Source organism: Nocardia cyriacigeorgica, assembly GCF_005863245.1.
Taxonomy (GTDB): Bacteria; Actinomycetota; Actinomycetes; order Mycobacteriales; family Mycobacteriaceae; genus Nocardia; species Nocardia cyriacigeorgica_C.
The window spans coordinates 121,513-147,433 of record NZ_VBUT01000002.1; the positions used below are offsets into that span (position 1 = coordinate 121,513).

Here is a 25,921-nt window from a genome sequence, read left to right on the forward strand (position 1 = left end):
GAGTTCGGCGATGAGTCGCACCGCACCGAAGTACGCCGGGCCGGCGGCACCGGACTCGGCATCCGATGAGCGACCGGCGTTTTCCCGCCGCGCCGTGCTCGGGGCGATGGTCGCCGCCGCCGGTCTCGCGGCCTGCGGCGAATCCGCCGACGACGGTACGGCCACGCCCTCCGGTACGCCCGAGGACCGCGTCGACGTCGCGACCGAGGCCTACGTCTTCGGCTATCCGCTCGTGCTCATGGACGCCACTCGTGCCGCGATGACCGCCGATAGCGGCAACAACCGGTTCCTGCACGGCACCGCCCTGCCGGTCCCCAGCAGTCGCGGCGCGCGCCGGGTGGGCCTGGACACCCTGTACTCCTCGGCGTGGCTCGATCTGCGTGCGGAACCCATGGTGTTGCAGGTGCCGGCGATCGATCCGCGCCGCTACTGGATCATGCAGCTGCTGGATGCCTGGACCAACACCGTGCACAACCCGAGCAGCGTGCGTCCGCAGGCCGAGAGCGCGGGGGCGCCCTACACGTATCTGATTTCGGGCCCCGGGTGGTCGGGCGAGGTGCCGGAAGGGATGCGGGCGCTACCCATGCCGACCCGGATGGTGTGGCTGCTTGGCCGGATCCAGGTGAACGGTCCCGGCGATGTGCAGGCCGTCCGCGACATTCAAACCCGGCTGAGGCTGCTGCCGTTGAGTGCGTGGCCGCCCGACGACGGTGCGCCGGCCCTCGCCCCCGACGGCCCGGTGGAACTGCCGGAACCGCCCGTCGATGTGGTGGCGCGCATGCCCGCCCGCGACTTCTTCGAGCGCATGTGCGCACTGATGGACGACAACCCGCCCGCCCCCGGCGACGCGCCCGCGCTCGACCGTTTCGCGACCATCGGCATCACCCCGGGCGGGCGCCCCCGCGGCATCGGCACCGAAGAACTGACCGCGGGCGCGGACACCGCCCAGCGGCAGATCGCGGTGTACCTCGATCCCGGGACCAGGACGGTCAACGGCTGGGTGATCAATACCGCCATCGGCCGCTACGGGACCAACTATCTGCTGCGGGCCTCCACCGCCGACCGTGGACTCGGCGCGAACGTCGCCGAGGACGTCATCTACCCGACGTTGTTCGGCGACGCGGGCGACCAGGGGCTGCCGGTCCCGTTCCGGCTCCGGTTCGCACCCGGCCAGACGCCGCCGGTGGACGCCTTCTGGTCGCTGACGGCCTACGGTCCCGAGGGGCATCTGATCGCCAACCCGGCCGGGATCTACTCCATCGGTCATCAGGTTCCGGTGGTCTTCCAGCCTGATGGCTCGCTCGAGCTCGCGGTCCAATACGCCGATCCCGGTTCCGCGGTGCCCGCCGGGAACTGGTTGCCGATCCCGCCCGCGGGACAGTTTTCGCTGGTGCTGCGGATGTACGCGCCGAAGGAAGCGGCTCGGACCGGTGCGTGGGTGCCGCCGCCGCTCGAACCGGTCACCTGACCAGGTCGAGTGCGGATCGAGCGTGTGGCGGCGTCGACCGGCAGGGTGAGTTAACCGACATTACTAAACGGCGTTTACTCGTCGGCCGGTTGTGGTTACATCTTCCGGTGTGAACCTCCGGATCAGCCAACCCGTGCCGCGTGGGCGCGCGCCGGTGATCACCGACGCCGACATCCGGCGCGCGGCCAGGGAACTTCTGGTCGAGCACGGCGCGGACGCGGTCACGCTGCGCGCGATCGCCCGCTCGCTCGGGGTCACCGCACCCGCGCTGTACCGGTACTACAAATCGCTCGACGACCTGATGGAAGCCCTGCGCCTGGAGATCTGCGCCGACCTGGCCGCCGAACTGTCGGACCGGATCGCCGAACTCCCCGACGACGGCGCGGTCCAGTTCTTCGCCATCTGCCAGGGGTTCCGGCACTGGGCGCTGGCCCACACCAGGGAATTCACGCTCGTGTTCGCCTCGCCGGGCGCCGGGCGCGGCGTGCGCGGCTTCGACGAGCCGTTCGGCCGGATCTTCCTGGCCGCCGCCGGCAGGCTGCTGGCCACCTACGACGTCATCACCCCGCCCGCCGACGACATCCCGGACGAACTACGCGCCGACCTGCAACGCTTCCAGGCCGAACTGCTTGGCGCGCTCGCCGAGGCGGGCCAGCCCGCCGCCGCCGACCGGATCGACCTCGGCGTCACCTATCTGATGATCCAGATCTGGGCGCGGCTGTACGGGCACGTCACCCTCGAGGTGTTCGGCAACTATCCGGTGCCGCTGTCGAATCCGGAGGTGCTGTTCGACGCCATGCTGGCCGACCTCGGCCGCTCCGCCGGACTCATTCCCGGCTGAGCGCTCAGATCCGGGCGCCCTTGGCGCGGTTGCAGGCCCGGCACAGGATCTGCAGGTTGGTGGCGCTGGTGGCGCCGCCGCGGCTGAGCGGAATGATGTGGTCGAACTCCAGGTAATGACCGTCGCCGCATTCGACGCATCGCCCGCCGTCGCGTTGCCAGACCTCGGCTTTCACCTCCTGCGGGATGCTCCTGGTGTCGCGCTGCCCTGGCGTGAGAGCCAGGCGTTTGGCGACCCGCAGCGCACCCTCGACGGCCGCGGCCAGGTAGTGCGGATCGTCGACGGCGAAGCGGGCCCCGCCGCGCGCCGACGTCGCGGCGATCACCACGGTGTCGGCACCGGAGGTGTCCTCGCGCTCGATGGCGACCGAGACGATCCGTGACCACGGCATCTCGATCCCGGAGTCGGAACCGACGAACCGCAGCTTCTTATTGCTGACGATCAGCCGCCCGTCGGTGTACTTGGGCCCCTTGGCCAGCACGCGAATCTGCGTGGCGTCCGCGTCGAAGTGCACCTTCTCCTCGGGGTCCAGGTGCAGGCCGTGGCCGCGTACCGTCGGCAGGTCCCCGGCGCGCAACCGGGTGAGGGTGCGGCCGCGATGCATCCGGCGGTACAGGTCGTCGATCGCGGGTCCGGTGAGCTGTAGTTCGGCGATGGTCTCCTTGAAGCGCTCGAATTCCGGGCCCTCGATCTGGCCGTCGGCCATCGCGAAGGCCACCATCCGCTCCATATGGTCGAGCGCGAGCGGATGCAGGGATGCGCGCCCGACGCTCTCGTCGATGCGCTGATATCGCAGCGACGCCCACAGCTGCTCCCATTCGGGACCCTGCGGTCCCGGACCGGACAGCACCCGCCAGACCTGGGTGTGCCAGTGGGTCAGATACTCCTCGATCTCCTCGGCGCAGCCGCGGCACGGGTGGTGTCCGCCGAAGAGCTTGCGGCGCCTGCGGTTACCGCACCGATCGCAGGTGTGCGGCTGTGCGGGCAGGCGAGGGCGGGTGTCGCCGGTCCAGTGCGAGCCGTCCCACCAGCGCAGCCGGGCACTGTCATGCGGGTCGACGTGCCAGTCGGCTCGCTCGGCGTTCGGCGGCGGTCCGGGTTCGGCGGGCAGTTCCACGACGGCATCGCGACGCAACGTCAGCGTCGGTGCGGTGCGCGCCGGTTCCTGCGTGAGCACGGAGCCCTGGGTGCGCTCACGTGCCTGCGATGGTGCGGCCTGCCTGCCCGGCTCGTCGACGACCACACCGAACTCGGTGACCAGCCCGGTCATCCCGGACGCCCAGCCCTGCGCCACGGCCCGGAATCGCCACTGCCCCTCGCGCCGATAGAACTCACCGAACATCATCGCGGTGACCGGCTCCGAGCCCTCGATCTCGAACACCGCGATCGCGCCGTCGGCATCGTGCACCGTGACGGTGAGGCCCGCGACATCGGCGAAGCTGCCGTCGTCCACCGACCCGGACACGACGATGCGCGCGATCTCGGCTTCGGTGCGCGGCAACGACACACTCAGCCGTGCCGTGCCCGCCGGGGCCGCCTGATCGAGGGTGACGGCCTGGGAGATGTGCCGGGGCGCGTTGTAGAACACCAGATCACGATCGTTGCGCACCGTGCCCGAATCCGTGAGCAGCAGCGCGTGCGCGTCCACCGCATGCTCCGAACGCCATGAAACAACCACGGCTAGAAGCGAAGTCGGTACCGGCGCGTTCGCGCCCTTGCTGAGTTTCATCGTGGTCGAACTATGCCACGGCCCTCCGACAGGTCCGGCGCGCAGCCACGGCCCGCGATCGCCGCCGGCCGCGTGCTTGCCGACACCAGGGAATGCGCCCCCGGCAATCCTGTCGCATCGGCGCAGGTTGGGGCACAGTGGTGCTATGACGAATCCGAAGGATGCGGGCAAGCAGCCGCCGGGGCGGGCGCCCGGATCGCGGAAGGTGCCCAACCCGGGCGACGTCCTGGCCGCGGCCCAGTCGGCGGTGGAGGCGGCGCAGACCGCGGCCGGGCAGGCGCTGGACGCCGCGCGGATGACCGCCGGCTACTCCTTCGACGCGGCGGTGCGGCTGCCACCGGCCTCGGCGCAGCTGGCCTCGCAGCTGCCCGACCTGCTGGACAATCTGTCCACCGCCATCGACCGGCTCAACTCCACCATCGACCGGCTCGACCGCACGCTGGCTCTGGCCGATCCGGCCTTCGCCGCCTACGACCGGCTGCTGCCGCGCCTGGAAGCGATGATCTCCCTCGGTGAGGATCTGTTCGGGGCGCTGTCGAAGCTGCCGGGGGTGAGCATGCTCGGGCGGCTGGCGGGTCGCGGTGAGGAGGCTCCAGCACCCGATCCGAAGGATCAGCGATCGGGGCGGTCGAAGCGTCGATAGCGTCGCATACCGAGCCACCCGGTGCCGGGCCGATCGCGCGCCGGCGCGGACCACCCGATGCGGCGTCACCGAGGGCATACGACCGGCGGGCTGGATGCGCCGATCCGGCCGCATACGCGCTGGAACTGCGGTCGGATCGACGCCGAGCTCGCGGAGCTACGCGCCCGGACCTGACGAATTCGGGTTCAGGGCGCCGAGTGCGCGATGGGTGGCGGCGGCCTTCAACACCATCTCCGCGTACTCGTCCTCGGCCACCGAGTCCAGCACGATGGCACCGCCGGCGCCGATCTGCCAGAGTCCCTCGTGCAGGACGGCGGTGCGGATCACGATATTGAGGTCGGCGGTCCCGCCGAGCCCGAGGAATCCGATGGTGCCCGAATAGACCCCGCGCGCACGGGTTTCCAGACCATCGATGATCTCCATGGTGCGCAGCTTGGGAGCACCCGTCATCGAACCGCCGGGGAAACACGCACGCACACAATCGATCACCCCCGCTTCGGGGCGGAGCGTGCCGCGCACCGTCGAGACCAGCTGGTGCAGCGTCGAATACGTTTCGGTCGCCATCAGCTTCGGCACGTGCACGCTGCCGATCTCGCAGACCCGGCCCAGATCGTTGCGCAGCAGGTCGACGATCATCAGGTTCTCGGCCCGGGTCTTGGGGCTGGAAGCCAGTTCCCGGCACAGCAGTTCATCCTCGGCGGGCGTGGCTCCGCGCGGCGCCGTGCCCTTGATGGGTTTGCTTTCCACGGTGCGGTGCCGGTCGATCTTCAGAAAACGCTCGGGGGAGGAGCAGGCGATCTCGAGCTCGCCGAACCGCAGGTAGGCGGCATAGGGGGCGGGATTGCAGCGGCGCAGCGTCCGGTAGACGTCGAGTCCCTCGGCGGTGGCGGGCACGGTGGCGGTATCGGTCAGGCAGACCTCATAGGATTCGCCCGCCCGCAACGCGTCTTGGCAGATGGCGATGTCGATCAGGTAGCGCTCCCGGCCCCGTCCGAGGGCCGCCGCGACGGCCGCGGTATCGGCCTCGATCGCCAGATCGGGCGGATTGGCCCAGGTGGGCAGGGATTCCAGCGCCTGCGCGGTGGTGCGCAACCAGTCGACGGCGTCGGATCCGTCGGTGCCGGTCAGGGCGAGCAGGTGGGTGCGTCCCGCCTCGTGGTCGACCACCACGAGCCGGTCGGCGAAGATCCACTGTGCGTCCGGCGTCCGCGCCCGATGCGCGGCCGCGGCCCCGCACTCGGCCTTCACCTCATACCCCAAATAGCCGACATAGCCGCCGGTGAAATCGAAGGGCAGATCGGGCAATTCGATTCGCCGCTCCCGCAGTTGCGTATCGAGATAATCCAGAATCCGCCCCGGGACGGTGAGCTCACCGTCGGCCCGAGTCACCGTCACGGCCCCGGCGCCCACCCGATACCGCACCACCTCCGCCAGCGGCCCGCTCGCATCGCCGAGGAACGAGAACCGATCCAACCCCGGCTCGACGTGCTCGCTGTCGAGCCAGAACGCGGTTGTGGAGTTCGCGTACAACCGGAGGAACACCGCTTCGGTGTCCACCGCACGTTCGATCACGCGGTGCTCGAGCCGAAGGGTGTCGGCACCGGCCACCGAGCCGGAACCGCTGTGAGTGCTCGACGAGGTCCCGGGCGCGGCGGTGCACGCGCTCGCCGGTGCAGGAGTGTGCGCCAACGGATGCGTGTCCGCTGATGCGCGAGCCGGATCCGCGGACGGAACGCCGTCTGCCGATCTGATATCCGGTCGAGTGCTGCGTGGGGAGGGAGGAGGGCCCGCAGGCGACGGGGAGTCGATACCGTCGTCGGCGCGGTCGGCGGCGGTCGGCGCGAGCGTCGGCACCGGGAGGCGCGCGGGGCGAGCGGCCGACGCCGGGCGGGCCTGCACGGCAACGGGAGCCGAAGTCCTTGCGTGACCAGCGTGTTCCGCCGTCAACCGCGCGAAGTTGGCGAGAATCGCCGCCCCGTACTCGCTCGCGATCGACTCCGGATGGAACTGCACGCCCCACTGCGGGCGGCCGCGGTGCCGCACCCCCATGACCACGCCGTCCGCGGAGCGCGCGGTCACCTCCAGCGCATCGGGGAGCGGCTCGGCCGCGCACAGCGAGTGGTAGCGCACCGCCGTGAACCGCTGCGGCAGACCGGCGAACAATCCGGCGCCGTCGTGGTCGATCCGGTCGAGGTAGCCGTGCCGGGCCGCCGGGGCGCCCTCCACCACACCGCCCTCGGCCACCACGACGACCTGATGGCCGAGGCACACGCCGAGCAGCGGCAGGCCGGTCTCGCGGATCACCGCGGCGGAGATGCCGACGTCGCGGGCGACGTCGGGGCGGCCAGGTCCCGGCGAGATGACGATGTTGTCGAATCGGTCGAGTCGCAGCTGCCGCACCGCCTGCGCCTCGTCGTTGCGCACGACCGTCGGCTCGGTCCCATATACCTCGCTGATCAGCTGATACAGGTTGTAGGTGAACGAGTCGTAGTTGTCGATCAACAGCGTGCGCATGGTGGTCCGAACCCTACGCTCCGGCCCGATCAGGAAACTGCTGTCAGCTGCCTTCAGATTCGCGTGCGCGGTGGTGCAGAATGTGGGACATGTCTGTTGCGCAACCGGTAGGTGTGGACCGCGAGGTCGTCGATTTCGGCGTGGTCGGGAAGTGGATGACCGAACAGGGTCTGCCCGAAGGGGAGTTCGAGGCCGTCACCGAACTCGGCGGCGGCACCCAGAACATCATGCTGCGGTTCCGTCGCGGCGGCCGCGACTACGTGCTGCGGCGCGGGCCGAAGCACCTGCGGGCCAAGAGTAACGACGTCATCCGGCGTGAGGCCAGGCTGCTCGGCGCGCTGGGCGACACCGAGGTCAAGGCGCCGCGGGTGATCGCCGCCTGCACCGACGAATCCGTGCTCGGCGCCGTCTTCTACCTGATGGAGCCGATCACCGGCTTCAATCCGCAGAACGAACTTCCCGAACTGCATGCCGGCGATCCGGAGGTCCGGCGGCAGATGGGTCTGTCGGCCGTCGAGGCGATCGCCCGCCTCGGCTCGCTCGACTACCAGGCGCTCGGCCTGGCCGATTACGGCAAGCCGGAAGGCTTCCTGGAGCGGCAGGTTCCGCGCTGGATGGGCGAGCTCGAGTCCTACTCGGCCAACGAGGGCTATCCCGGCCCGGAGATCCCCGGCGTCGAGCGGGTGGGGGAGTGGCTGGACCGCAATCGGCCCGCACAGTGGACGCCCGGCATCCTGCACGGCGACTGCCACCTGGCCAACATGATGTTCTCCTACGACGGCCCCGAGGTCGCTGCCATGGTCGACTGGGAGATGTCGACCATCGGCGATCCGCTACTGGATCTGGGCTGGCAGATCGCCACCCGCCCGGTGCCGGGCACCACCGGCGCGGCGCTGGTGGGCAAGCTCGGCGCCGTCGGCGGCCTGCCGACACCGGAGGAGATGGTCGCCCACTACGCGAAGTTCTCCGAACGCGATCTGAGCGCCGTCACCTGGTACACCGTGCTCGCCTGCTTCAAGCTCGGCATCGTGCTCGAGGGCACGCACGCCAGGGCGTTCGCCGGTAAGGCGCCCAAGCAGGTCGGCGATTTCCTGCACGCCATCACCCTGGAGCTGTTCGAGCGGGCACAGGGCCTGATGGAGTAACTACCGACTCTCGCGCTTCGGATATGCCCGCACCGCTCGCTGCTGAAAACGGCTTCCAATAATAGAACGTGTTCGCGCTGTTCGCGGGTCGAGATGGATGAATTTTCCATCAGACACTAGAACGCGTTCCAGTTTTCTCGTACTGTGGGTGCAGTCACATTGAAGCACGCGAGAGGTCGACAGGAATGAAGACGAAGGGCGCGATCCTGTGGGGGATCGATCAGCCGTGGTCGGTGGAAGAAATCGAGATCGGCGACCCGGTCGCCGGCGAGGTGCAGATCCGCATGGAGACCGCGGGCATGTGCCATTCGGACCATCACATCGTCACCGGCGCGACGCCGATGCCGAGCTTCCCCGTCATGGGCGGCCACGAAGGCGCGGGCGTGATCACCAAACTCGGCCCCGGCGTGCCGAGCGACCTCCAGGTCGGCGACCACGTCATCCTGTCGTTCATCCCGGCCTGCGGTCGCTGTCCGGCCTGCGTCTCGGGCAATATGGCGCTGTGTGACCTCGGTGCGGGTCTGCTGCTCGGCCAGGCCATCAGCGACGGCACCTACCGCATCCAGGCCAGGGGCGAGAACGTCATCCCGATGTGCCTGCTCGGCACCTTCTCCCCGTACATGACGGTGCACCACACCTCCGTGGTCAAGATCGACCCGTCGATCCCGTTCGAGGTCGCCTGCCTGGTCGGCTGCGGTGTGCCCACCGGCTTCGGCTCCTCCACCCACGTCGCCAACGTCATGCCCGGTGAAACCGTGGTCATCGCGGGCATCGGCGGCGTCGGCATGAGCGCGCTGCAAGGCGCCGTGCTCTCCGGTGCCTCCAAAGTCGTTGCCATCGACCCCAACCCGTGGAAGCGGGAGCAGGCGCAGAAGTTCGGCGCCACCCACACCTACGCCAGCATGGCCGAGGCCATCATGCCCCTGATGGACGCCACCGAAGGCCGGATGGCCGAGAAGGTCATCCTCACCATGGGCGAAATGCACGGCGACTACATCGAAGAGGGCCTGATCCTCACTGCCAAGGCCGGCACCCTGGTCGTCACCTCGATGGGCCGGATGGACGCCGGCGAGGTGAAGATGAACAGCTTCCTGCTGTCGATGCTGCAGAAGACGGTGAAGGGCTGCATCTTCGGCGGCGGCAACGCCCGCCAGGACGCGCCGCGCCTGCTCTCGCTGTACAAGAGCGGCCAGCTCAACCTCGACGACATGGTGACCCGCACCTACTCCCTCGAGGAGATCAACCAGGGCTACCAGGACATGCTGGACGGCAAGAACATCCGCGGCATCATCAAGTACACCGACGCTGATAGATAATGCGTCGCCTCCGGCGCCGCGTGTTCGCGGCCCCTGGGTGTCTCGCGTCTCAGCGACCGCTGCTTGCCTTCGGCTTGCGCAGCGGTCGCTGAGACGCGAGACGGGCCGCGAACTTTGGGGCTCGGTCTCGCTTCGCTCGAAAACGGGGGTTTGGCCGACCGATGTCTCTGGTTGCGTAGCCTCGGGGCTCACCGTGGCGTGCAGTCGGCGCCGGCACTCGAATGCGTGGCGTAGGGCGTGGGATCATACGCAGCGCAGTAGCGCCTCGCGCAGATTCCGGCTGCGGACGTCGTCGAGTACCGCCATCCCGAGGCGGTTCATGACGTAGCCGAATCCGAATCCGGTGCTGGGGTCGGCGAATCCGAAGGAACCGCCGAGGCCGGTGGTGCCGTAGGCGCGTTTGTCGGATCCGAAACGGAACGCGCCCCGCGACTTACGGAAGCCGAGGTGGTAGCGGCTCTTGGTGTGCAGCACCAGATCCTCGGCGGGGACGTCGTCTGCGGTGTCGGCGAGGGCCAGCCGGTCCAGTACCGCGTCGTCGATCGGCAACGTGCCGGTGCGTCCGGCCGCGGCGCCGTAGATCGACGCGAGCGCGCGGGCCGAACCGACGCCACCGTGGCTGGCCACGCCGAGTTCGAGGAATTCACGCCGCGTGGCGCGGGCCGGAGCACCGAAACGCGGATTGGTCAGTGCCGCATAGGACAGGCCGCGCTTGGCGTAGACCTCCGCGCCGATGCGTAGCGGGATATCGCGTTCGTAGCGCAGGATGTCCAGGCCCTTGGTGGCGGACAGGACGGCGATTCGGTCCAAGCTCAGCTCGGCAGGTAGGCCGATGTAGAAATCCGAGCCGAGCGGTTTCGCGAGTTCTTCGGCGAAGAACTGGCCGATGGTGCGGCCCTTCGGATCCACCCTGCGCAGCAATTCGCCCTGGTACAGGCCGAGAGTCAACGCGTGATAGCCGTGCCGGGTGCCCGGCCGCCACGCGGGTTTCTGCGCGGCCAGGATCTCGGCCAGCGCATCGAGATCGGCGACCTGGGCCGCCTTCACCGGACGATCGAGCCCGGATAGTCCGGCCTGATGGTCGATCAGCTGACGGACGGTGATCGCGTCCTTACCGTTGACCGCGAACTCCGGCCAATACTTCGCCACGGGTTCTTCGTAGTCGAGCAAACCCTGCGACACCGCTGTCGCCAGCGCGAACGCCGCCATCCCCTTGGTCGAGGAGAACACCGGCACGATGGTGTCGCGCTCCCACTCCACGACCCGCGCCCGATCGCGATGCCCGGCCCACAGATCCACCACTGGCTTGTCACCGTCGTAGATCGCGACGGCGGCGCCGATTTCGCCGTGGTGGGTGAAATTGCGGCGGAAAGCGTCGGCGACGGGACCGAAACCGGCCGCCACGTCGCCGTGGATCGTGGGGTGCGCACTCATGGTTACTCGATGGTATCGGCGGTGGTCTCGTAGGCTCGGGTGCGTGCGTGCACTCGAGCAGATCAGCGAATGGCCGGTCCGGAATGCGGCGGCCGGTGTGGTGTTCGATGACGGTGAGACCGCCGTCGCGGGCGATACCGGCCGGGTGTTCCGGCTGGCGTCGGTCACCAAACCCCTTGCCGCCTACGCCGTGCTGATCGCGGTCGAGGAAGGCGCGATCGAACTCGACCAGCCTGCCGGTCCGCCGGGCTCGACCGTGCGCCACCTGCTGGCGCACACCTCGGGGCTGGCCTTCGACACCACCGAGGTGATGGCCGAACCGGGACAACGCCGCATCTACTCCAGCGCGGGCTTCGAAGTGCTGGCCGACTTCGTCGCCGAACAGACCGGCATCGCCTTCGACGACTACCTGCGCGACGCCGTTTTCGCGCCGCTGGGGATGACGTCGTCGGTGCTGGAGGGCTCCGCCGGTCACGCCTGCCGGTCCAGCGCCGCCGACCTGCTGCGCTTCGCCGCGGAATTGCTGCGTCCGCAGCTGATCTCGGCCGAAACCCACGCCGAGGCGACGACCGTCCAGTTCCCTGGACGCAATGGCGTTCTGCCCGGCTACGGTTCGCAACGCCCCAACGACTGGGGACTCGGATTCGAAATCCGCGATGGGAAAACCCCACATTGGACCGGGACGGCGAACTCGCCGCGAACCTATGGCCATTTCGGCCAATCCGGAACTTTTTTGTGGGTCGACCCGGAAGTCGGCTTGGCGTGTCTCGCCTTGAGCGACGAGAATTTCGGCGATTGGGCACGGGCGGTATGGCCGCCGTTCAGCGATGCGGTGATCGCGGAGGCGACACGCCGAAGCAACTCGTCCGCTAAGTAACAGGTGTAACACCGGACACTCGAGTACACTCGGGCAACGCCAGTTCGACAGGCCGTTGGGGAAGACGTTCCTCGTCGAAGCTGGAGGTGTCTGTGGTGCGCGCATCGAGTCAGTTCGCGGATGCGACGGCGGGTGTGGTCTACATCCACTCGTCGCCTGCCGCGCTGTGCCCGCACATCGAGTGGGCCCTCGCCTCTGCTCTCGGAGCCCCCGCCAAACTCCGCTGGACCGCCCAGCCGGCCGCCGCCGGCCAACTGCGGGCAACCAGCGATTGGGTCGGCCCCGTCGGCACCGCCGCGCGCATCGCTCAAGCCCTCCGCTCCTGGCCGGTGCTGAGATTCGAAGTCACCGAGGACCCCAGCGAAGGCGTGGACGGGGAGCGCTACAGCTTCGTGCCCACCCTCGGCCTCTGGCACGGGTCCACCAGCGCCAACGGCGACGTCACCATCGGCGAGATGCGGCTTCGGGTGATGCTGCAAACCGCCCGCGAACTCGACAAGTACTCCGGCTACGACCTGGCCGCCGAACTCGACCGCGCCCTCGGCACCGCCTGGGACGAAGACCTCGAGGTCTACCGCTGCGGCAGCGAGGGCGCGGAGATCACCTGGCTGCGCCGCGACGTCGGGTGAGCCGGACCGGTGCGAGCGCGCGCCGCCCGCACTGAACCGGCCCCCGCACGCTGGGCCGCACGCACCTCGTTCCCATCGATTGCTCGCGCTTGTGTATGGTTGCCGAGGTCGTCGAGCAGTGGGGAGGTGGTCGGAATCCGAGCACGCCGGGAAGCCGGATCGACCGGGAACGACGCCCAGCCGAGTCCGAGGCCGCACAACACACACCCCTCCTTATGACACACAGTCCGCTCACGTTGCCCACACGCTGGTCCCGGGTACTGCCATGGGGTATTCCGGTGGTGCTCGCGGTTGTCGTCGCCTTCTGGCTGTCGGACCAGATCTCCCGGGGTTTCATCGACCTCGAGGTCTACCGGATCGGCATCGACACCCTCCGCGACGGCGGTGACATGTACGGCGATCTGCCCGAGACCTCGTTCGGCATCGGGCTGCCGTTCATCTATCCGCCGTTCGCCGCGCTGGCGTTGTCGCCGTTCGCGTTGCTGCCGTGGGGTGCGGCGGTGGTCGGCTATTTCACGGTTTCGGTGGCCGCCCTCGCGCTGACCCTGTTCCTGGTGGCCAGGAGGATGTGGCCGTCACAGCGCGGTCTGGGGTGGTGGGCTGCGGCGACCGCACTGCCGCTGACGCTGCTGCTCGAGCCGACGGTCTCGACGCTGGACTTCGGTCAGGTGAACCTGATCCTGATGGGCTTGGTCGCGGCCGACTGCCTGCCCGAGAAGACCAAGTGGCCGCGCGGGGTGCTGGTCGGTATCGCCGCCGCGATCAAACTGACCCCGGCCGCGTTCGTGCTGTACTTCCTGGTCCGCAAGGACTACAAGGCCGCCATCACCGCCGCGGCCACCGGCGCCACGGTCACCGCGCTGGCCTTCGTGGTGCTGCCTCGTGAGTCGTTCGACTACTGGTTCGGTGGCGGCAATATGTCCGGGCTGTCCGGTTCGGTCTTCCATACCAACCAGTCGATCCAGGGTGTGCTGGCCCGGTTCGGCATCTCTGGTATCGCCTTCACCGCGCTGTGGCTGGTACTGGCCGCGGTGGCGTTGGCCGTGGTCTACGCGATCATGCGCAAGGTCGCCGACGTGCCGCCGCTGGCGCTGTTCGCGAACGCACTGCTCGCGCTGCTGGTGTCGCCGATCTCGTGGTCACACCACTGGGTGTGGGTGGCGCCGGGCCTGCTGGTCATGGTCGCTTACGCCGGCAGACTGCCGCGCAATGCCGCGATCGCCTGCTACCTGTCGACGATCGCCATCGCGTGGGTGTTCTACTACGCACCCCACGAACGTGTCCCGCAGGGCGAGGACCGCGAACTGAGCTGGTCGATCGGCCAGCACATCGTCGGCGATGCCTATGTGTGGATGGCGCTGCTGATGCTGGGCTGGATGGTTCTGGCGCGGCGGGCGCAACAACGTGCGGAACCGGAGCAGGTCATCGAACCCGACGAGGTCGTGGCCGAGCGGAGCCCCACGCTGCGGTAGTTCACGGCGGAATCGGCACGGGAGCCGGCCTTTCGGCGTGGGACCGAAACTCCTGGGCCTTCCCGGTTACGCTCTGCGGCGTGGCGATCGCATTGACGTCGAACGACGATTCGCGAGATCGAACGCACCGGCGCGACGGCCTGCGGGTGCTGCTCGTGGGGCTGGTCGCGCTGCTGCTCGGTTGCGCAGGCCCGGTGGGAGTGGCGTCGGCGCAGGACTGGGAGACGGTGCGGGAGATCGCCGCCCCGCCCACCTACGCAGGCACCGTGGACAACAGTGCCGATTGCCGGCGGGAGTACCAGACGCGCGGATTCGAGCCCGCCTCCTCCGATGGCCGCCGCCACCCGCTGTTCCTGTACTTCGTCGGCACCAATTTCGGCAAGGACCCCGAGGCGGACATCCGGGACAACATTCCCGCCGCGAACGCCGTCACCCAGGCGATGGCGCGTCGCGGCTTCGTCGCGCTCATGGTCGATTACGACAACACCGTGCTCGCGCTACTGAGCGATCACGGCAACCAGACCCGATGCCTGTTCGCCCCGCACGAACCCCGCAGCCTGCTGCGCACCGCGTGCGCGCTCGACACCGTCGACTGCGACCTCGGCATCGCGACCTGGGGGCACAGCCAAGGCGGCGCGGTCGCCCACCTGGCACCCAACCACGACCCGCGGGTACGCGCGGTGTGGACCACCGGCTACGGCGGTGATATGCCATCGAAGCTCCCGGTGAACCGCCTGCGGGTGCTGGCCGGTGAGAACGAGAACAACGGCAAGCCCGAGATCCTGAACAAGGCAGCCGGTTTCACTCCACAGGAATGCCCGGACGACGGCCGCAGCCACTGCCTGCGCGCCGATGGCAGCGGCTGGATCATCGTCCGCAAAGCCGACGTGGCGACCAGCGCCGACCACTGCTGGTTCTACCGGCACACCTGCTGGTCCGCCGAGACCTTCCTCGAACCGAGCTGGATAGACCGTGGGTCGACGAAGCCGTATGCGATCGAACCCAACGTGGAGTGGGTGGCGAAGGTCGCTCGGTCACCGCTCTGAACGGAGTGCAGCACAGCGCCGATTCCGGCATCAGGTGGGTCTGTGGCGCAGATTGCGCGTCGCCGCAGCGAGGCACGGGGCGACTGCGTGCGATCGTTGATCTTGCAGAGATCAGTCGGCGATGATGCGGGTGAACTGGCGCCAGCGGCGCTGGCGGTGCCGGAACAGGAAGGTGGCGAACTGGCGCAGGCCTAGTGCGCGCCAGCCGTCATCGATTTCGATCTCGTCGGTGTAGCGGCAGCGGTTGGCGCCGAGCGGGGTGAAGGTGAGGCGGTGGTTCCAGACGCGCACCGGGCCGCCGTGTTCGTTGGTGTAGATCTCGGTGGGCTCGAGCCGCACCACGGTCATGTGGTGGGTCCAGGCCGGGATCACCCCGAACATCCACATCCGCGCCGTCCCCGAAGCACCCGGCTCGAGCCGCTCCGGCAGGGCCAACCCTGACATCCGAATGATCGGCGCGAGAACGTATTGGAACATCTCCGGCTTCTGCGCGAGTCGCCAGGCGTCTTCGGCGGAAATGGGCAGTTCGGTCGACACCGACACTGTGCTCATGTCGCCATCCTTGCCGCACATACCGCGCAGCGCAACGACTTCCGTGCCGATCAGCGTGCGGTCAGGCTCCCGCGACCGCGCGGATGGCTTCGGCGACCGAGGCCAAGGCCATCAGTCGCACGGTATCGACAGCGGTGTCGACCTCGCCGGTGGCGGCAGCGATGAATCCGTCACCGTCGAAGCGGGTGTGCGGGGGAGTGAGCGCACGGGACAGGCCGTCATGGGCGCCTTGGGCGACGATGTGGCATCCGGTCTTGTCCAAACGGGCATTGGTGACCACGGCCCCGAGGGTGGTGTGCACACGCGATTCGGCGAACTCGAACGGCTGGTTCAACCGGGCCACCGAATCCAGCGAAATCTCGGCGGTGCCGTCGTCGATGTCACCGAAGGCATTGACCACACACAGCGCACCCACGATGAGGTCGCCCAATTGCCTTTCCGCATAGGCGATTCCGCCGGGGCGGCGCAGTTGCGGGCCACGCCAGTGGCCGACATAGGCGCCGGTACCTGCGCCGATACGGCCGCGCAGGAATTGATCGCCGCTGCTGGCGCGGGCCGCGGCGTAGCCGTGCTCGGCCGTCGGTCGCGCCGTAGGATCGCCGGCACCCAGGTCGAATAGCGCCAAGGTGGGCACGATGGGGACTCTGCCGCCGGGTGTCGGCACACCTCGTCCACGTTCTTCGAGGTAGCGCATCACGCCATCGGCGGCGGCGAGCCCGAAAGCCGAACCCCCGGTCAGCACAATGGCATCCACCGTGACGACGGTCTTGTCCGGAGCCAACGCATCCAGTTCCCGACTGGCCGGAGCCCCACCACGCACCTCGCAGGACGCTGTCGTCCCCTCCGGAAGCACGAGAACGGTACAGCCGGTTTCTCCGATCGGGTCCGACCAGTGGCCCACACTCACACCCGTAACGCTGATCGTCATCCACGCCCCCGCTTCCTGTCGGCGCACCATGCCCGCCGGCCGATCGCTTCGTTCGATCATGACACGACCGATTGCGCTCTTCACATGGCGCTCCCAGAATCCCGGCCGAATACCAGACGACGGGGCGGACGATCAGAGCCCGGCCACGCGCCGCGGCCGGCGGCGAACCGAGCCCGACTCCGCCGGCCCGCCGCGTGGACCAGCAGATCGTGCGCGACGACCAGCGCGGCGAGGTTGTCGGGCTGGTGCGGTCCGGCCTGGCAAGCTACCGGGAGGACCTGTGACAAGTTGTGGGCGCAGAGGGGTTCGAACCCCCGACCGCTGGTGTGTAAAACCAGAGCTCTACCACTGAGCTATACGCCCGGGCGCTGCCGGTGAACTACCGGCGGCGACGGGTTATGAATCTAGCGCGGCGAGCGCTTTCTCCCAAGCTGCCTGGTCACGGGGCTCGCCGGGGGCGTTCATTTCCGCGAAACGGATGTAGCCGTCCTTGTCGACGACGAAGGTGCCGCGGTTGGGGTAGCCGGATTTCTCGTTGAACACGCCGTAGGTCTGGGCGACGGCGCCGTGCGGCCAGAAATCGGACAGCAGCGGGAAGGTGTAGCCCTGTTCGGCGGCCCAGATCTTGTGGGTGGGCGGCGGGCCGACGGAGATCGCGATGATCTCGGCGTCGTCGTTCTGGAACTTGGGCAGCTCGTCGCGCACCTTGCACAGCTCGCCCTGGCAGATGCCGGTGAACGCCAGCGGGAAGAACACCACGAGCACGTTCTTCTTGCCGCGGAAGTCCGACAGGCTGACTTCCTGGTTGTTCTGATCCTTCAGCGTGAAGTCCGGCGCGAGGGTGCCTACCTCGAGTGGCATCGCTGATCCTCCATCATGTCGGGCCCGGCCGGGCGGCGCGTACACATCGCCCGGCCGCAACCTTAGGTGAAACGCCGGTCAGCGCTGTTTGGAGGGTGCCTTCGGCTGGACCAGGCGGCTGCCCGCCCAATCACCGAGGCTGATGGCCGAGGTCTGAGTCAGGCCCGCGGTGGGGGCTGCCTCGGCGATCTCGCTGGGATCGACATGTCCGGGCTGGCCGGTCTTGGGGGTGAGCACCCAGATGAAACCGTCGTCGGCGAGCGGTCCGATCGCCTCCATCAGCTCGTCGACCAGGTCGCCGTCACCGTCACGCCACCACAGCAGCACGACGTCGATGACCTCGTCGGAATCCTCGTCCAGCAGTTCCGTTCCGATGGTTTCCTCGACGTCGGCCCGAAGGTCGTCGTTGGTGTCCTCGTCCCAGCCCAGCTCCTGGACGACCAAGCCGTGGGTGATGCCAAGCTTCTGAGCGAAATTCTGCGCGTCCGCCGCGGCGACCACGGTGGTGTCCTCCTCAATATGCCGACTACAGGTAGGTGCAAGCGAACATGGTTATCGGCCGCAACGCAAGCCGATCCGATGAATTGGCCATCGGATGTCGCGGGAATTCGAGCTCGATCAGCGTGCCGAGCAGTCGTCGCGTACCGCGTTGCGTGCGTCGTTGACGCGGCGGCTGGCGTCGTTGAGCGGGCCGACCGGCGCGGTGTAGTGCATACCCCTGGTGGCCTGCGCCAACGCCCGCGCCGCATTGACGTACTCGGTGAGCTTGTTCTTCAGGTCCGCAGGCAGATCGTCCTTGGCGGCGTTGACGCCGGCCTCGACCTTGTTGGCGGCGTCTTCCAGGGTGTTCGCGGCGGTATCGCGTTTGGCGTCGTAATCGGGGGCGTTCGAGTCGTGCGCGTCGACGAACTCGTTGTATTTGCTGACCCCGACACCGGTGATGACGGGGAACTGCCCGCAGTTGTCGGCGATGGCCTTGGCCTGCGCCGCGGCCTTGCGTGAGGAGGTCGCCGCCGCCGAGGACGACGCCGCGTAGGTCTTGTAGGCCGACAGGTCGGCGGCATTGGGCGCGGCGGTGCCGTCCACGCTGTTCGAGCAGCCCGCGATCGTCGCTCCCGCGATCAGCGCTGCGGCCGCGCACACCAGCCCGACCCCGCGTGGGTCCAGCAGTTTCATCGTCCTCCCCGCTCTCATTTCTCGTGTCCGATCGATATCCGGGCAGCCCCCGAACACCGGTCCACACCGGAAACTGCCGAGTAACCCGTCGAGGAGAAACCGTACTGGATTTGTGGCTGACATGATGACCTGGGACGCATCCTCGGCAAGGATGGAGGGTGCGCCCGGACTTTCGTAAACGGGTGGTCCGCCCACCAGAGTGGCCGCCCGGGGAAACAGACGCCATCAGCTTGTCCGCCCCATGTACGAGGAGCAGATTTGACCGACCTGATCCACTCTTCCGCTCCAGCGCAACCCGCTGTACCCGATTCCACGCCGCCCGGTGCCCGCGACGCGAACGGATCGTCCGCCGGCCGTCAGACCGGCGAACGGGTCCGGGTGATCCGCGAAGGCGTGGCGTCCTACCTGCCCGATATCGATCCCGAGGAGACCAGCGAATGGCTGGAATCCTTCGACGACATGCTCGACCGGGAGGGCCCGGGGCGTGCGCGCTATCTGATGCTGCGTCTGCTCGAGCGTGCCGGTGAGCGCCGGGTGTCCATTCCCGCGCTGACCTCGACCGATTACGTCAACACCATTCCCACCGAGAACGAGCCGTGGTTCCCCGGCGACGAGGAGGTGGAGCGCCGCTATCGCGCCTGGATTCGCTGGAATGCGGCGATCATGGTGCATCGCGCGCAGCGCCCCGGTATCGGCGTCGGCGGACATATTTCGACCTATGCGTCGTCGGCGGCGCTGTACGAGGTCGGTTTCAATCATTTCTTCCGCGGTAAGGACCATCCCGGCGGCGGCGATTCGATTTTCATCCAGGGTCACGCCTCGCCGGGTATCTACGCCCGCGCGTTCCTGGAAGGCCGGCTGACCGCCGACCAGATGGACGGATTCCGCCAGGAGTACAGCCATGGCGGGCCGGGCAAGGGCCTGCCCTCGTATCCGCATCCGCGTCTGCTCGACAACTTCTGGGAATTCCCGACGGTGTCGATGGGCCTCGGTCCGATGAACGCGATCTACCAGGCGCGTTTCAATCATTACCTGCATGATCGCGGCATCAAGGACACCTCCGATCAGCATGTGTGGGCCTTCCTCGGCGACGGCGAGATGGACGAGCCGGAATCGCGCGGGCTCATCCAGGTCGCGGCGAACGAGGGCCTGGACAACCTGACCTTCGTCATCAACTGCAACCTGCAACGCCTGGACGGCCCGGTGCGCGGCAACGGCAAGATCATCCAGGAGCTGGAGTCGTTCTTCCGCGGTGCGGGCTGGAACGTCATCAAGGTGATCTGGGGCCGGGAGTGGGACGCGCTGCTGGGCGCCGACCGCGATGGCGCGCTGGTGAACCTGATGAACACCACGCCCGACGGTGATTACCAGACCTACAAGGCCAATGACGGCGCCTACGTGCGCGATCACTTCTTCGGCCGCGACCCGCGCACCAAGGCACTGGTGGCGGATCTGTCGGATCAGGAGATCTGGAACCTCAAGCGCGGTGGTCACGATTACCGCAAGGTCTACGCCGCCTACGCCGCGGCGATGGCGCACAAGGGCCAGCCGACGGTGATCCTGGCCAAGACCATCAAGGGCTACACCCTCGGCAAGCACTTCGAGGGCCGCAACGCCACCCACCAGATGAAGAAGCTGACGTTGCAGGACCTCAAGGATTTCCGCGACCTGCAGCGCATCCCGATCAGCGATGCCGAGCTGGAGAAGGATCCGTACCTGCCGCCGTACTACCACCCCGGTATGGAGGCCCGCGAGATCCAGTACATGCTGGACCGGCGTAAGGCGCTGGGCGGGTTCCTGCCGGAGCGGCGCACCACGGCGAAACCGCTGAAGCTGCCCGGTGACGAGGCCTACCGTTCGGTGCGCAAGGGCTCGGGCAAGCAGAACGTCGCCACCACGATGGCGCTGGTGCGCCTGATGAAGGAACTGTTGCGGGACAAGGAGATCGGCAAGCGAATCGTGCCGATCATCCCCGACGAGGCCCGCACCTTCGGCATGGACTCGTGGTTCCCGTCGCTGAAGATCTACAACCGCAACGGCCAGCTCTACACCTCGGTCGACGCGGAACTGATGCTCGCCTACAAGGAGAGCACCGTCGGCCAGATCCTGCACGAGGGCATCAACGAGGCCGGTTCCACCGCGTCGTTCACCGCGGCGGGCACCTCGTACGCCACCCACGGCGAGCCGATGATCCCGCTCTACATCTTCTATTCGATGTTCGGGTTCCAGCGCACCGGTGACGGCCTGTGGGCGGCCGCCGATCAGCTGGCCCGCGGGTTCGTGCTCGGCGCCACCGCCGGTCGCACCACGCTCACCGGCGAGGGCCTGCAACACAACGACGGGCATTCGCTGCTGCTGGCCGCGACCAATCCGGCGGTGGTCACCTACGATCCGGCGTTCGCCTTCGAGATCGCCCATATCGTGCGTGACGGCCTGCGCCGGATGTACGGCGGCGGCAAGCCCGACGCCGGTCCGTACGCGGTGCCCGGCACCGAATCGCACACCCGCGACGAGGCCGATGTGTTCGGCGGCGAGAACGTCTTCTACTACATCACCCTGTACAACGAGCCGTACCAGCAGCCGGCCGAGCCGGACAACCTGGACGTGGCGGGTCTGCTCAAGGGCATCTACCTGTACAAGCCGGGTGCCGACGGCGATGTTCGCGCCCAGATCCTGGTCTCCGGCGTCACCGTGCCGGACGGGCTGCGCGCACAGGAGCTGCTCGCCGAGTGGGGTGTGGCCGCCGACGTGTGGTCGGTGACGTCGTGGGGTGAGCTGCGCAAGGAAGCGCTGGCCAAGGAGATCGCGGCGCTGCGCGCGCCCGGCACCGAGGCGGCCGTGCCGTACGTCACCGAGGCGCTCTCACGTGTCCAGGGCCCCTACATCGCGGCCACCGACTGGATGCGTGCGGTGCCCGATCAGGTGCGCCAGTGGGTGCCGGGCGAGTTCGTCACCCTCGGCACCGACGGTTTCGGCTTCTCCGACACGCGTCCGGCCGCACGCCGGGTGTTCAATGTCGACGCCGAATCCATCGCCGTGGCGGCGCTCGAAGCCCTGGTGCGGGCGGGCAAGGTCGAGCGGTCCGTGCTCGCCGAGGCGGCACAGCGCTACCGCATCGACGACGTCGACGCCGCGCCGAAGCCGGTGGCGGGCGCGGACGGGGAAACCGAATAGCGCACCATTAGAGCGTGGATCGAAAACCGCCGCGGCCGCGCCGGATCTCCGACGGCTCCTCCGAGCACGAGGTGTATCTGCCGACCGGCGCGCTCTCACCGAACCGGCAGACCCGCGACCCGCTCCCGGACACGCTGCTCAAACGTGTGAAGCAGTTCTCGGGGCGACTGTCCACCGAGGCCGTCGGGTCGATGCAGGACAGGTTGCCGTTCTTCGCCGATCTGGACGCCGCGCAACGCGCCGGCGTCCAGATGCTGGTGCAGACCGCGGTGGTGAACTTCCTCGAGTGGTTGCAGGATCCCGACAGCGATATCCGGTTCAGCCTGGACGCCTTCCAGGTGATTCCGCAGGATCTGGCGCGGCGGCTGACGCTGCGCCAGACCGTGGACATGGTCCGGGTGGCCATGGAGTTCTTCGAACAGTGGCTGCCCGCGCTGGCACGCAACGACCGGCAGCTGGTGGCGCTGACCGAGGCGGTGCTGCGATACGGGCGTGAGCTCGGCTTCGCGGCCGCCTCGGTGTACGCCAGCGCGGCCGAGTCCCGTGGCGCGTGGGATACCCGGCTGGAGGCGCTGGTCGTCGACGCGGTGGTGCGCGGTGACACCGGCCCGGACATGCTGTCGCGGGCCGCCACGCTCAACTGGGACGCCACCGCGCCCGCCACCGTGCTCGTGGGGACCCCGCCGCGGGATCAGGGCGTCTCGGTGGTCGGTGGGGTGCACACCATCGCCGCCCGGCACGGACGCGCGGCGCTGGCGGTGGTGCAGGGTTCCCGGCTGGTGATGGTGGTCAGCGGGCATCTCGACGACACCGCGCAGGTGTCGTCGTTCCTGTCGGACCTGTTGAACGAGGTGTTCTCCGACGGTCCGGTGGTGATCGGGCCGACCACGCGCACCCTGGGCGCCGCGCACGCCAGCGCGCTGGAGGCGCTGGCCGGTATGGAGGCGGTGATCGGCTGGCGGGGTGCCCCGCGACCGGTGCACGCCTCGGAATTGCTCCCGGAACGGGCGCTGCTGGGGGACCGAGCTGCGATCGACGCCTTGAACGAGTATCTTGTCCTACCGTTGGCCGCGGCCGGATCGGCGCTGGCGGACACTCTCGATGCCTATCTGGATTGTGGTGGAGCCGTCGAGACGTGTGCCCGTCAGCTGTACGTCCATCCAAATACCGTTCGCTACCGCCTCAAACGAATCGGTGAAATCACCGGGCGCGATCCGCTCAATCCGCGTGATGCGTACGTGCTCAGGATTGCCGCCACAGTAGGTCGTTTGACACGAACTCGTAACGAATCGTCAACACCAGCACCTGAGGCCACTTACGTCTCGACCGACGGAGATGGGCTGTAACGCGATCGGCGGCTGCGTCGATCCGGACGAGCCACGTGGCGTTTTGTGGAGTTCACACAAAACGGGTCGGCAAGCTTCATTCGCGTCGACATCTCCCGAGAGCCGCCTCACAGTGTTCTCTTAGAGATGTGATCGCGTTGTTCGCCCCTGGACAGGGCTCCCAGACACCCGGCATGCTCGCGCCTTGGCTCGACCTCCCCGGCGCGCATGACCGTCTCGCGCTGTGGTCGAAGGCCTCCGGTCTGGACCTGGTTCGTCTCGGCACCACCGCGACGGCCGAAGAGATCACCGACACCGCGGTGACCCAGCCGCTGGTCGTCGCCGCCGCGCTGCTCGCTTTCGCCGAAATCGACACCGAAACGCTCCCGGCCGATACCATCGTCGCCGGACACTCGGTCGGCGAACTCGCCGCCGCCGCCGTCGCCGGAGTCATCTCCGCCGACGACGCGGTCACCCTGGCCGCCATCCGCGGTGCGGAAATGGCCAAGGCGTGCGCGCTCGAGCCGACCGGAATGTCCGCCGTGCTCGGTGGCGACGAAGCCGCCGTGCTCGACCGGCTCGCGGAACTCGACCTCGTCCCGGCCAACCGCAACGCGGTCGGCCAGATCGTGGCCGCGGGCGCCCTGGACGCTCTCGCCGAGCTCGCCGCGAACCCACCGGAAAAGGCCAGGGTTCGCGCGCTGCCCGTCGCGGGCGCGTTCCACACCGCGTACATGGCTCCGGCCCAGGACGCGGTCACCGCAGCTGTGGCGAAGATCGTGCCCAACGAGCCGACCCGGACGTTGCTGTCGAACTTCGACGGCAAGCCGGTCGCCTCGGGTCAGGACGCGGTCGATAAGCTCGCCGCGCAGGTCACCCGGCCCGTCCGGTGGGACCTGTGCACCGAGACGGTCCGGCAGGCCGGCGTTTCGGCAGTGGTGGAGCTGCCGCCGGCGGGCACCCTCGTCGGGATTGCCAAACGGGAACTGAAGGGCACGCCCAATCTTGCGCTGAAGACCCCCGCTGACCTCCCCACCTTGGCCGAGCTCACCAGCTCCGGCTAGCTTTCCACCCGCGATCGTGCTTCGACGATGAAGCCCGGTCGTGACCGAGTAGGCGTAACTTTCCGCCCGCTCGATCCGAAGAAAAACAGTGAAGCCCTACACAGTAACAAGAAGGGAGCCACCAAAGTGGCCGCTCTGACCCAGGAACAAATCGTCGAGGAACTCGGCAAGATCATCGAAGAGGTGACCGGTATCGAGCCCTCCGAGGTGACGATCGAGAAGTCCTTCGTCGATGACCTGGACATCGACTCGCTGTCCATGGTCGAGATCGCGGTGCAGACCGAGGACAAGTACGGCGTGAAGATCCCGGACGAGGATCTGGCCAGCCTGAAGACGGTCGGCGACGCCGTCTCCTACATCCAGAAGCTCGAGGCGGAGAACGCTGACGCCGCCGCGGAGCTCAAGGCCAAGTTCGACAACGCCGAGTAGGGCCGACACCGTGACCACTCCTTCCACCTTGAACGGGAACTTCCCCAACGTCGTCGTAACGAGCCTGGCGGCGACCACGTCGATCGCGGGCGACGTCGATGCGACGTGGAAGGGACTCCTCAACGGCGAGAGCGGCATCGACGTTCTCGAGGATTCCTTCGTCGAGGAATACGACCTTCCGGTCCGCATCGGCGGTCACCTGAAGGTTTCGCCGGACACCCTGCTCAGCCGGGTCGAGATCCGGCGCATGGCCTACGTCGAGCGGCTCGCGACCGTGCTCGGTCGCGAGGTATGGCGCAACGCGGGCAGCCCCGAGGTCGATCCCGACCGGCTGGGTGTGGCCATCGGCACCGGGCTCGGTGGCGGTGACGCACTCATCGATTCGGTGGACAAGCTGAAGAACGGTGGCTATCGCAAGATCTCGCCGCTGGCTGTTCAGATGGTCATGCCGAACGGCCCGTCAGCCGTCGTCGGTCTCGAGCTGAAGGCCAGGGCGGGAGTGGTCACTCCGGTCTCGGCGTGCTCGTCGGGGTCGGAAGCCATCGCCAACGCGTGGCGGATGATCGTCATGGGCGATGCCGACATCGTCGTCACCGGTGGTGTCGAGGGCTACATCGACTCGGTGCCGATCGCCGCGTTCTCCATGATGCGCGCGATGAGCACCCGCAACGACGATCCGAAGGGCGCTTCGCGTCCGTTCGACAAGGATCGCGACGGGTTCGTCTTCGGTGAGGCCGGTGCGCTCATGGTCATCGAGACCGAGGAGCACGCCAAGGCGCGTGGGGCCACCATCCACGCTCGCCTGCTCGGCGCCGGCATCACCTCCGACGGCTTCCACCTGGTCGCGCCCGATCCCGAGGGCACCGGCGCCGCGCGCGCCATGACCAGGGCGATGCAGACCGCGGGTCTGTCCGCCAAGGACATCACCCACATCAACGCCCACGCGACTGCCACCCCCATCGGTGACACCGCGGAGGCCAGGGCGATCAACAAGGCCGTGGGCAACCACGCCTCGGTGTACGCGCCCAAATCAGCACTGGGTCACTCGATCGGCGCCGTCGGCGCCCTCGAGTCGGTGCTCACCGTGCTCAGCATCCGGGACGGCATCGTCCCGCCGACGCTGAACCTGGAGAACCAGGATCCCGAGATCGATCTCGATGTGGTGAAGGGCGAAGCCCGCCGCCAGGAAATCGAATACGCGATCAACAACTCCTTCGGATTCGGTGGGCACAATGTCGCGCTCGCCTTCGGCCGGGCCTGACCCAGACCCGTCCGACTGCTCAACGAACCCGGTGGGG

22 protein-coding genes and 1 tRNA gene are annotated in these 25,921 nt (G+C 68.1%); 14 read left to right on the forward strand and 9 right to left on the reverse strand.

Annotation, left to right across the window (positions count from 1 at the left end; translation table 11 throughout):
* Positions 1–10: 10 nt before the first annotated feature.
* Together FEK34_RS03890 and FEK34_RS03895 are read left to right on the forward strand one after the other, a co-directional pair.
* Positions 11–1,468, forward strand: a complete 1,458-nt coding sequence (locus tag FEK34_RS03890; protein WP_249358778.1) for a DUF1254 domain-containing protein — start codon at positions 11–13, stop codon at positions 1,466–1,468.
* Between the two features lie 109 nt (positions 1,469–1,577).
* The gene (locus FEK34_RS03895; RefSeq protein ID WP_138446493.1) at positions 1,578–2,309 is read left to right on the forward strand and encodes a TetR/AcrR family transcriptional regulator; all 732 of its coding nucleotides are present in this window, start codon (positions 1,578–1,580) and stop codon (positions 2,307–2,309) included.
* A gap of 4 nt (positions 2,310–2,313) precedes the next feature.
* Here the strand turns inward: FEK34_RS03895 and FEK34_RS03900 are convergent, their stop codons facing one another.
* Positions 2,314–4,038, reverse strand: a complete 1,725-nt coding sequence (locus FEK34_RS03900) for a TerD family protein (RefSeq protein ID WP_138446494.1) — start codon at positions 4,036–4,038, stop codon at positions 2,314–2,316.
* A 145-nt stretch (positions 4,039–4,183) separates the two neighbouring features.
* On the opposite strand from FEK34_RS03900, the gene FEK34_RS03905 reads away from it, so the two are divergent.
* Positions 4,184–4,681, forward strand: a complete 498-nt coding sequence (locus tag FEK34_RS03905) for a hypothetical protein (protein ID WP_138446495.1) — start codon at positions 4,184–4,186, stop codon at positions 4,679–4,681.
* A gap of 156 nt (positions 4,682–4,837) precedes the next feature.
* On the opposite strand, the gene pabB is transcribed toward FEK34_RS03905, so the two are convergent.
* Positions 4,838–7,195, reverse strand: a complete 2,358-nt coding sequence (pabB, locus tag FEK34_RS03910; RefSeq protein ID WP_138446496.1) for an aminodeoxychorismate synthase component I — start codon at positions 7,193–7,195, stop codon at positions 4,838–4,840.
* An 89-nt stretch (positions 7,196–7,284) separates the two neighbouring features.
* Here pabB and FEK34_RS03915 point away from each other — a divergent pair, with 89 nt between their 5' ends.
* Positions 7,285–8,340 (forward strand): phosphotransferase family protein, encoded by a 1,056-nt coding sequence (locus FEK34_RS03915; protein WP_432760924.1) that lies wholly within the window; start codon positions 7,285–7,287, stop codon positions 8,338–8,340.
* Between the two features lie 185 nt (positions 8,341–8,525).
* Complete coding sequence (locus FEK34_RS03920) at positions 8,526–9,656, forward strand: NDMA-dependent alcohol dehydrogenase (RefSeq protein WP_138446498.1); 1,131 nt, start codon at positions 8,526–8,528, stop codon at positions 9,654–9,656.
* Between the two features lie 243 nt (positions 9,657–9,899).
* Here the strand turns inward: FEK34_RS03920 and FEK34_RS03925 are convergent, their stop codons facing one another.
* Positions 9,900–11,090, reverse strand: coding sequence for a serine hydrolase domain-containing protein (locus tag FEK34_RS03925; protein ID WP_138446499.1), 1,191 nt, complete (start codon positions 11,088–11,090; stop codon positions 9,900–9,902).
* Between the two features lie 43 nt (positions 11,091–11,133).
* Here FEK34_RS03925 and FEK34_RS03930 point away from each other — a divergent pair, with 43 nt between their 5' ends.
* The 4 genes from FEK34_RS03930 to FEK34_RS03945 all read left to right on the forward strand — a co-directional run bounded on the left by FEK34_RS03930 (position 11,134) and on the right by FEK34_RS03945 (position 15,114).
* A complete protein-coding gene (locus FEK34_RS03930; protein WP_138446500.1) occupies positions 11,134–11,967 on the forward strand; it encodes a serine hydrolase domain-containing protein in 834 nt (277 codons plus the stop codon).
* A 95-nt stretch (positions 11,968–12,062) separates the two neighbouring features.
* Entirely contained in the window at positions 12,063–12,596 is a 534-nt protein-coding gene (locus FEK34_RS03935) for a DUF3145 domain-containing protein (protein ID WP_138446501.1), read from the forward strand.
* A 236-nt stretch (positions 12,597–12,832) separates the two neighbouring features.
* On the forward strand, positions 12,833–14,068 hold the full coding sequence (locus tag FEK34_RS03940) for a glycosyltransferase family 87 protein (RefSeq protein ID WP_249358779.1): 1,236 nt from the start codon (positions 12,833–12,835) through the stop codon (positions 14,066–14,068).
* A gap of 80 nt (positions 14,069–14,148) precedes the next feature.
* Positions 14,149–15,114: a hypothetical protein gene (locus tag FEK34_RS03945; RefSeq protein WP_138446502.1), complete on the forward strand. Its 966-nt coding sequence runs from the start codon at positions 14,149–14,151 to the stop codon at positions 15,112–15,114.
* Between the two features lie 111 nt (positions 15,115–15,225).
* Here FEK34_RS03945 and FEK34_RS03950 read toward each other — a convergent pair whose 3' ends face one another.
* From FEK34_RS03950 to FEK34_RS03975, 6 genes are all read right to left on the reverse strand, one after another.
* Complete coding sequence (locus FEK34_RS03950) at positions 15,226–15,666, reverse strand: SRPBCC family protein (RefSeq protein ID WP_138446503.1); 441 nt, start codon at positions 15,664–15,666, stop codon at positions 15,226–15,228.
* A 61-nt stretch (positions 15,667–15,727) separates the two neighbouring features.
* Positions 15,728–16,654 (reverse strand): P1 family peptidase, encoded by a 927-nt coding sequence (locus FEK34_RS03955; protein WP_349292405.1) that lies wholly within the window; start codon positions 16,652–16,654, stop codon positions 15,728–15,730.
* Positions 16,655–16,885: 231 nt separating this feature from the next.
* Positions 16,886–16,957 (reverse strand) — tRNA-Val (locus FEK34_RS03960).
* 33 nt (positions 16,958–16,990) lie between these two features.
* Complete coding sequence (locus FEK34_RS03965; protein ID WP_014349919.1) at positions 16,991–17,455, reverse strand: peroxiredoxin; 465 nt, start codon at positions 17,453–17,455, stop codon at positions 16,991–16,993.
* 78 nt (positions 17,456–17,533) lie between these two features.
* Positions 17,534–17,956 (reverse strand): DUF3052 domain-containing protein, encoded by a 423-nt coding sequence (locus FEK34_RS03970; protein WP_014349920.1) that lies wholly within the window; start codon positions 17,954–17,956, stop codon positions 17,534–17,536.
* A 117-nt stretch (positions 17,957–18,073) separates the two neighbouring features.
* Positions 18,074–18,631 carry a hypothetical protein gene (locus FEK34_RS03975; protein WP_138446504.1) on the reverse strand — a complete coding sequence of 186 codons (558 nt, stop codon included), beginning with the start codon at positions 18,629–18,631 and terminating at the stop codon, positions 18,074–18,076.
* Positions 18,632–19,009: 378 nt separating this feature from the next.
* On the opposite strand from FEK34_RS03975, the gene aceE reads away from it, so the two are divergent.
* The 5 genes from aceE (at position 19,010) to FEK34_RS04000 (ending at position 25,884) form a co-directional block, all read left to right on the forward strand.
* Complete coding sequence (gene aceE, locus FEK34_RS03980) at positions 19,010–21,805, forward strand: pyruvate dehydrogenase (acetyl-transferring), homodimeric type (RefSeq protein ID WP_138446925.1); 2,796 nt, start codon at positions 19,010–19,012, stop codon at positions 21,803–21,805.
* A 71-nt stretch (positions 21,806–21,876) separates the two neighbouring features.
* Positions 21,877–23,151, forward strand: a complete 1,275-nt coding sequence (locus tag FEK34_RS03985) for a PucR family transcriptional regulator (RefSeq protein ID WP_036534976.1) — start codon at positions 21,877–21,879, stop codon at positions 23,149–23,151.
* 128 nt (positions 23,152–23,279) lie between these two features.
* Positions 23,280–24,194: an ACP S-malonyltransferase gene (locus FEK34_RS03990; RefSeq protein WP_138446505.1), complete on the forward strand. Its 915-nt coding sequence runs from the start codon at positions 23,280–23,282 to the stop codon at positions 24,192–24,194.
* 126 nt (positions 24,195–24,320) lie between these two features.
* Positions 24,321–24,623, forward strand: coding sequence for a meromycolate extension acyl carrier protein AcpM (gene acpM / locus FEK34_RS03995; protein WP_014349925.1), 303 nt, complete (start codon positions 24,321–24,323; stop codon positions 24,621–24,623).
* Positions 24,624–24,633: 10 nt separating this feature from the next.
* Positions 24,634–25,884: a KasA/KasB family beta-ketoacyl-ACP synthase gene (locus FEK34_RS04000; protein ID WP_138446506.1), complete on the forward strand. Its 1,251-nt coding sequence runs from the start codon at positions 24,634–24,636 to the stop codon at positions 25,882–25,884.
* The last annotated feature ends 37 nt before the right edge of the window (positions 25,885–25,921 follow it).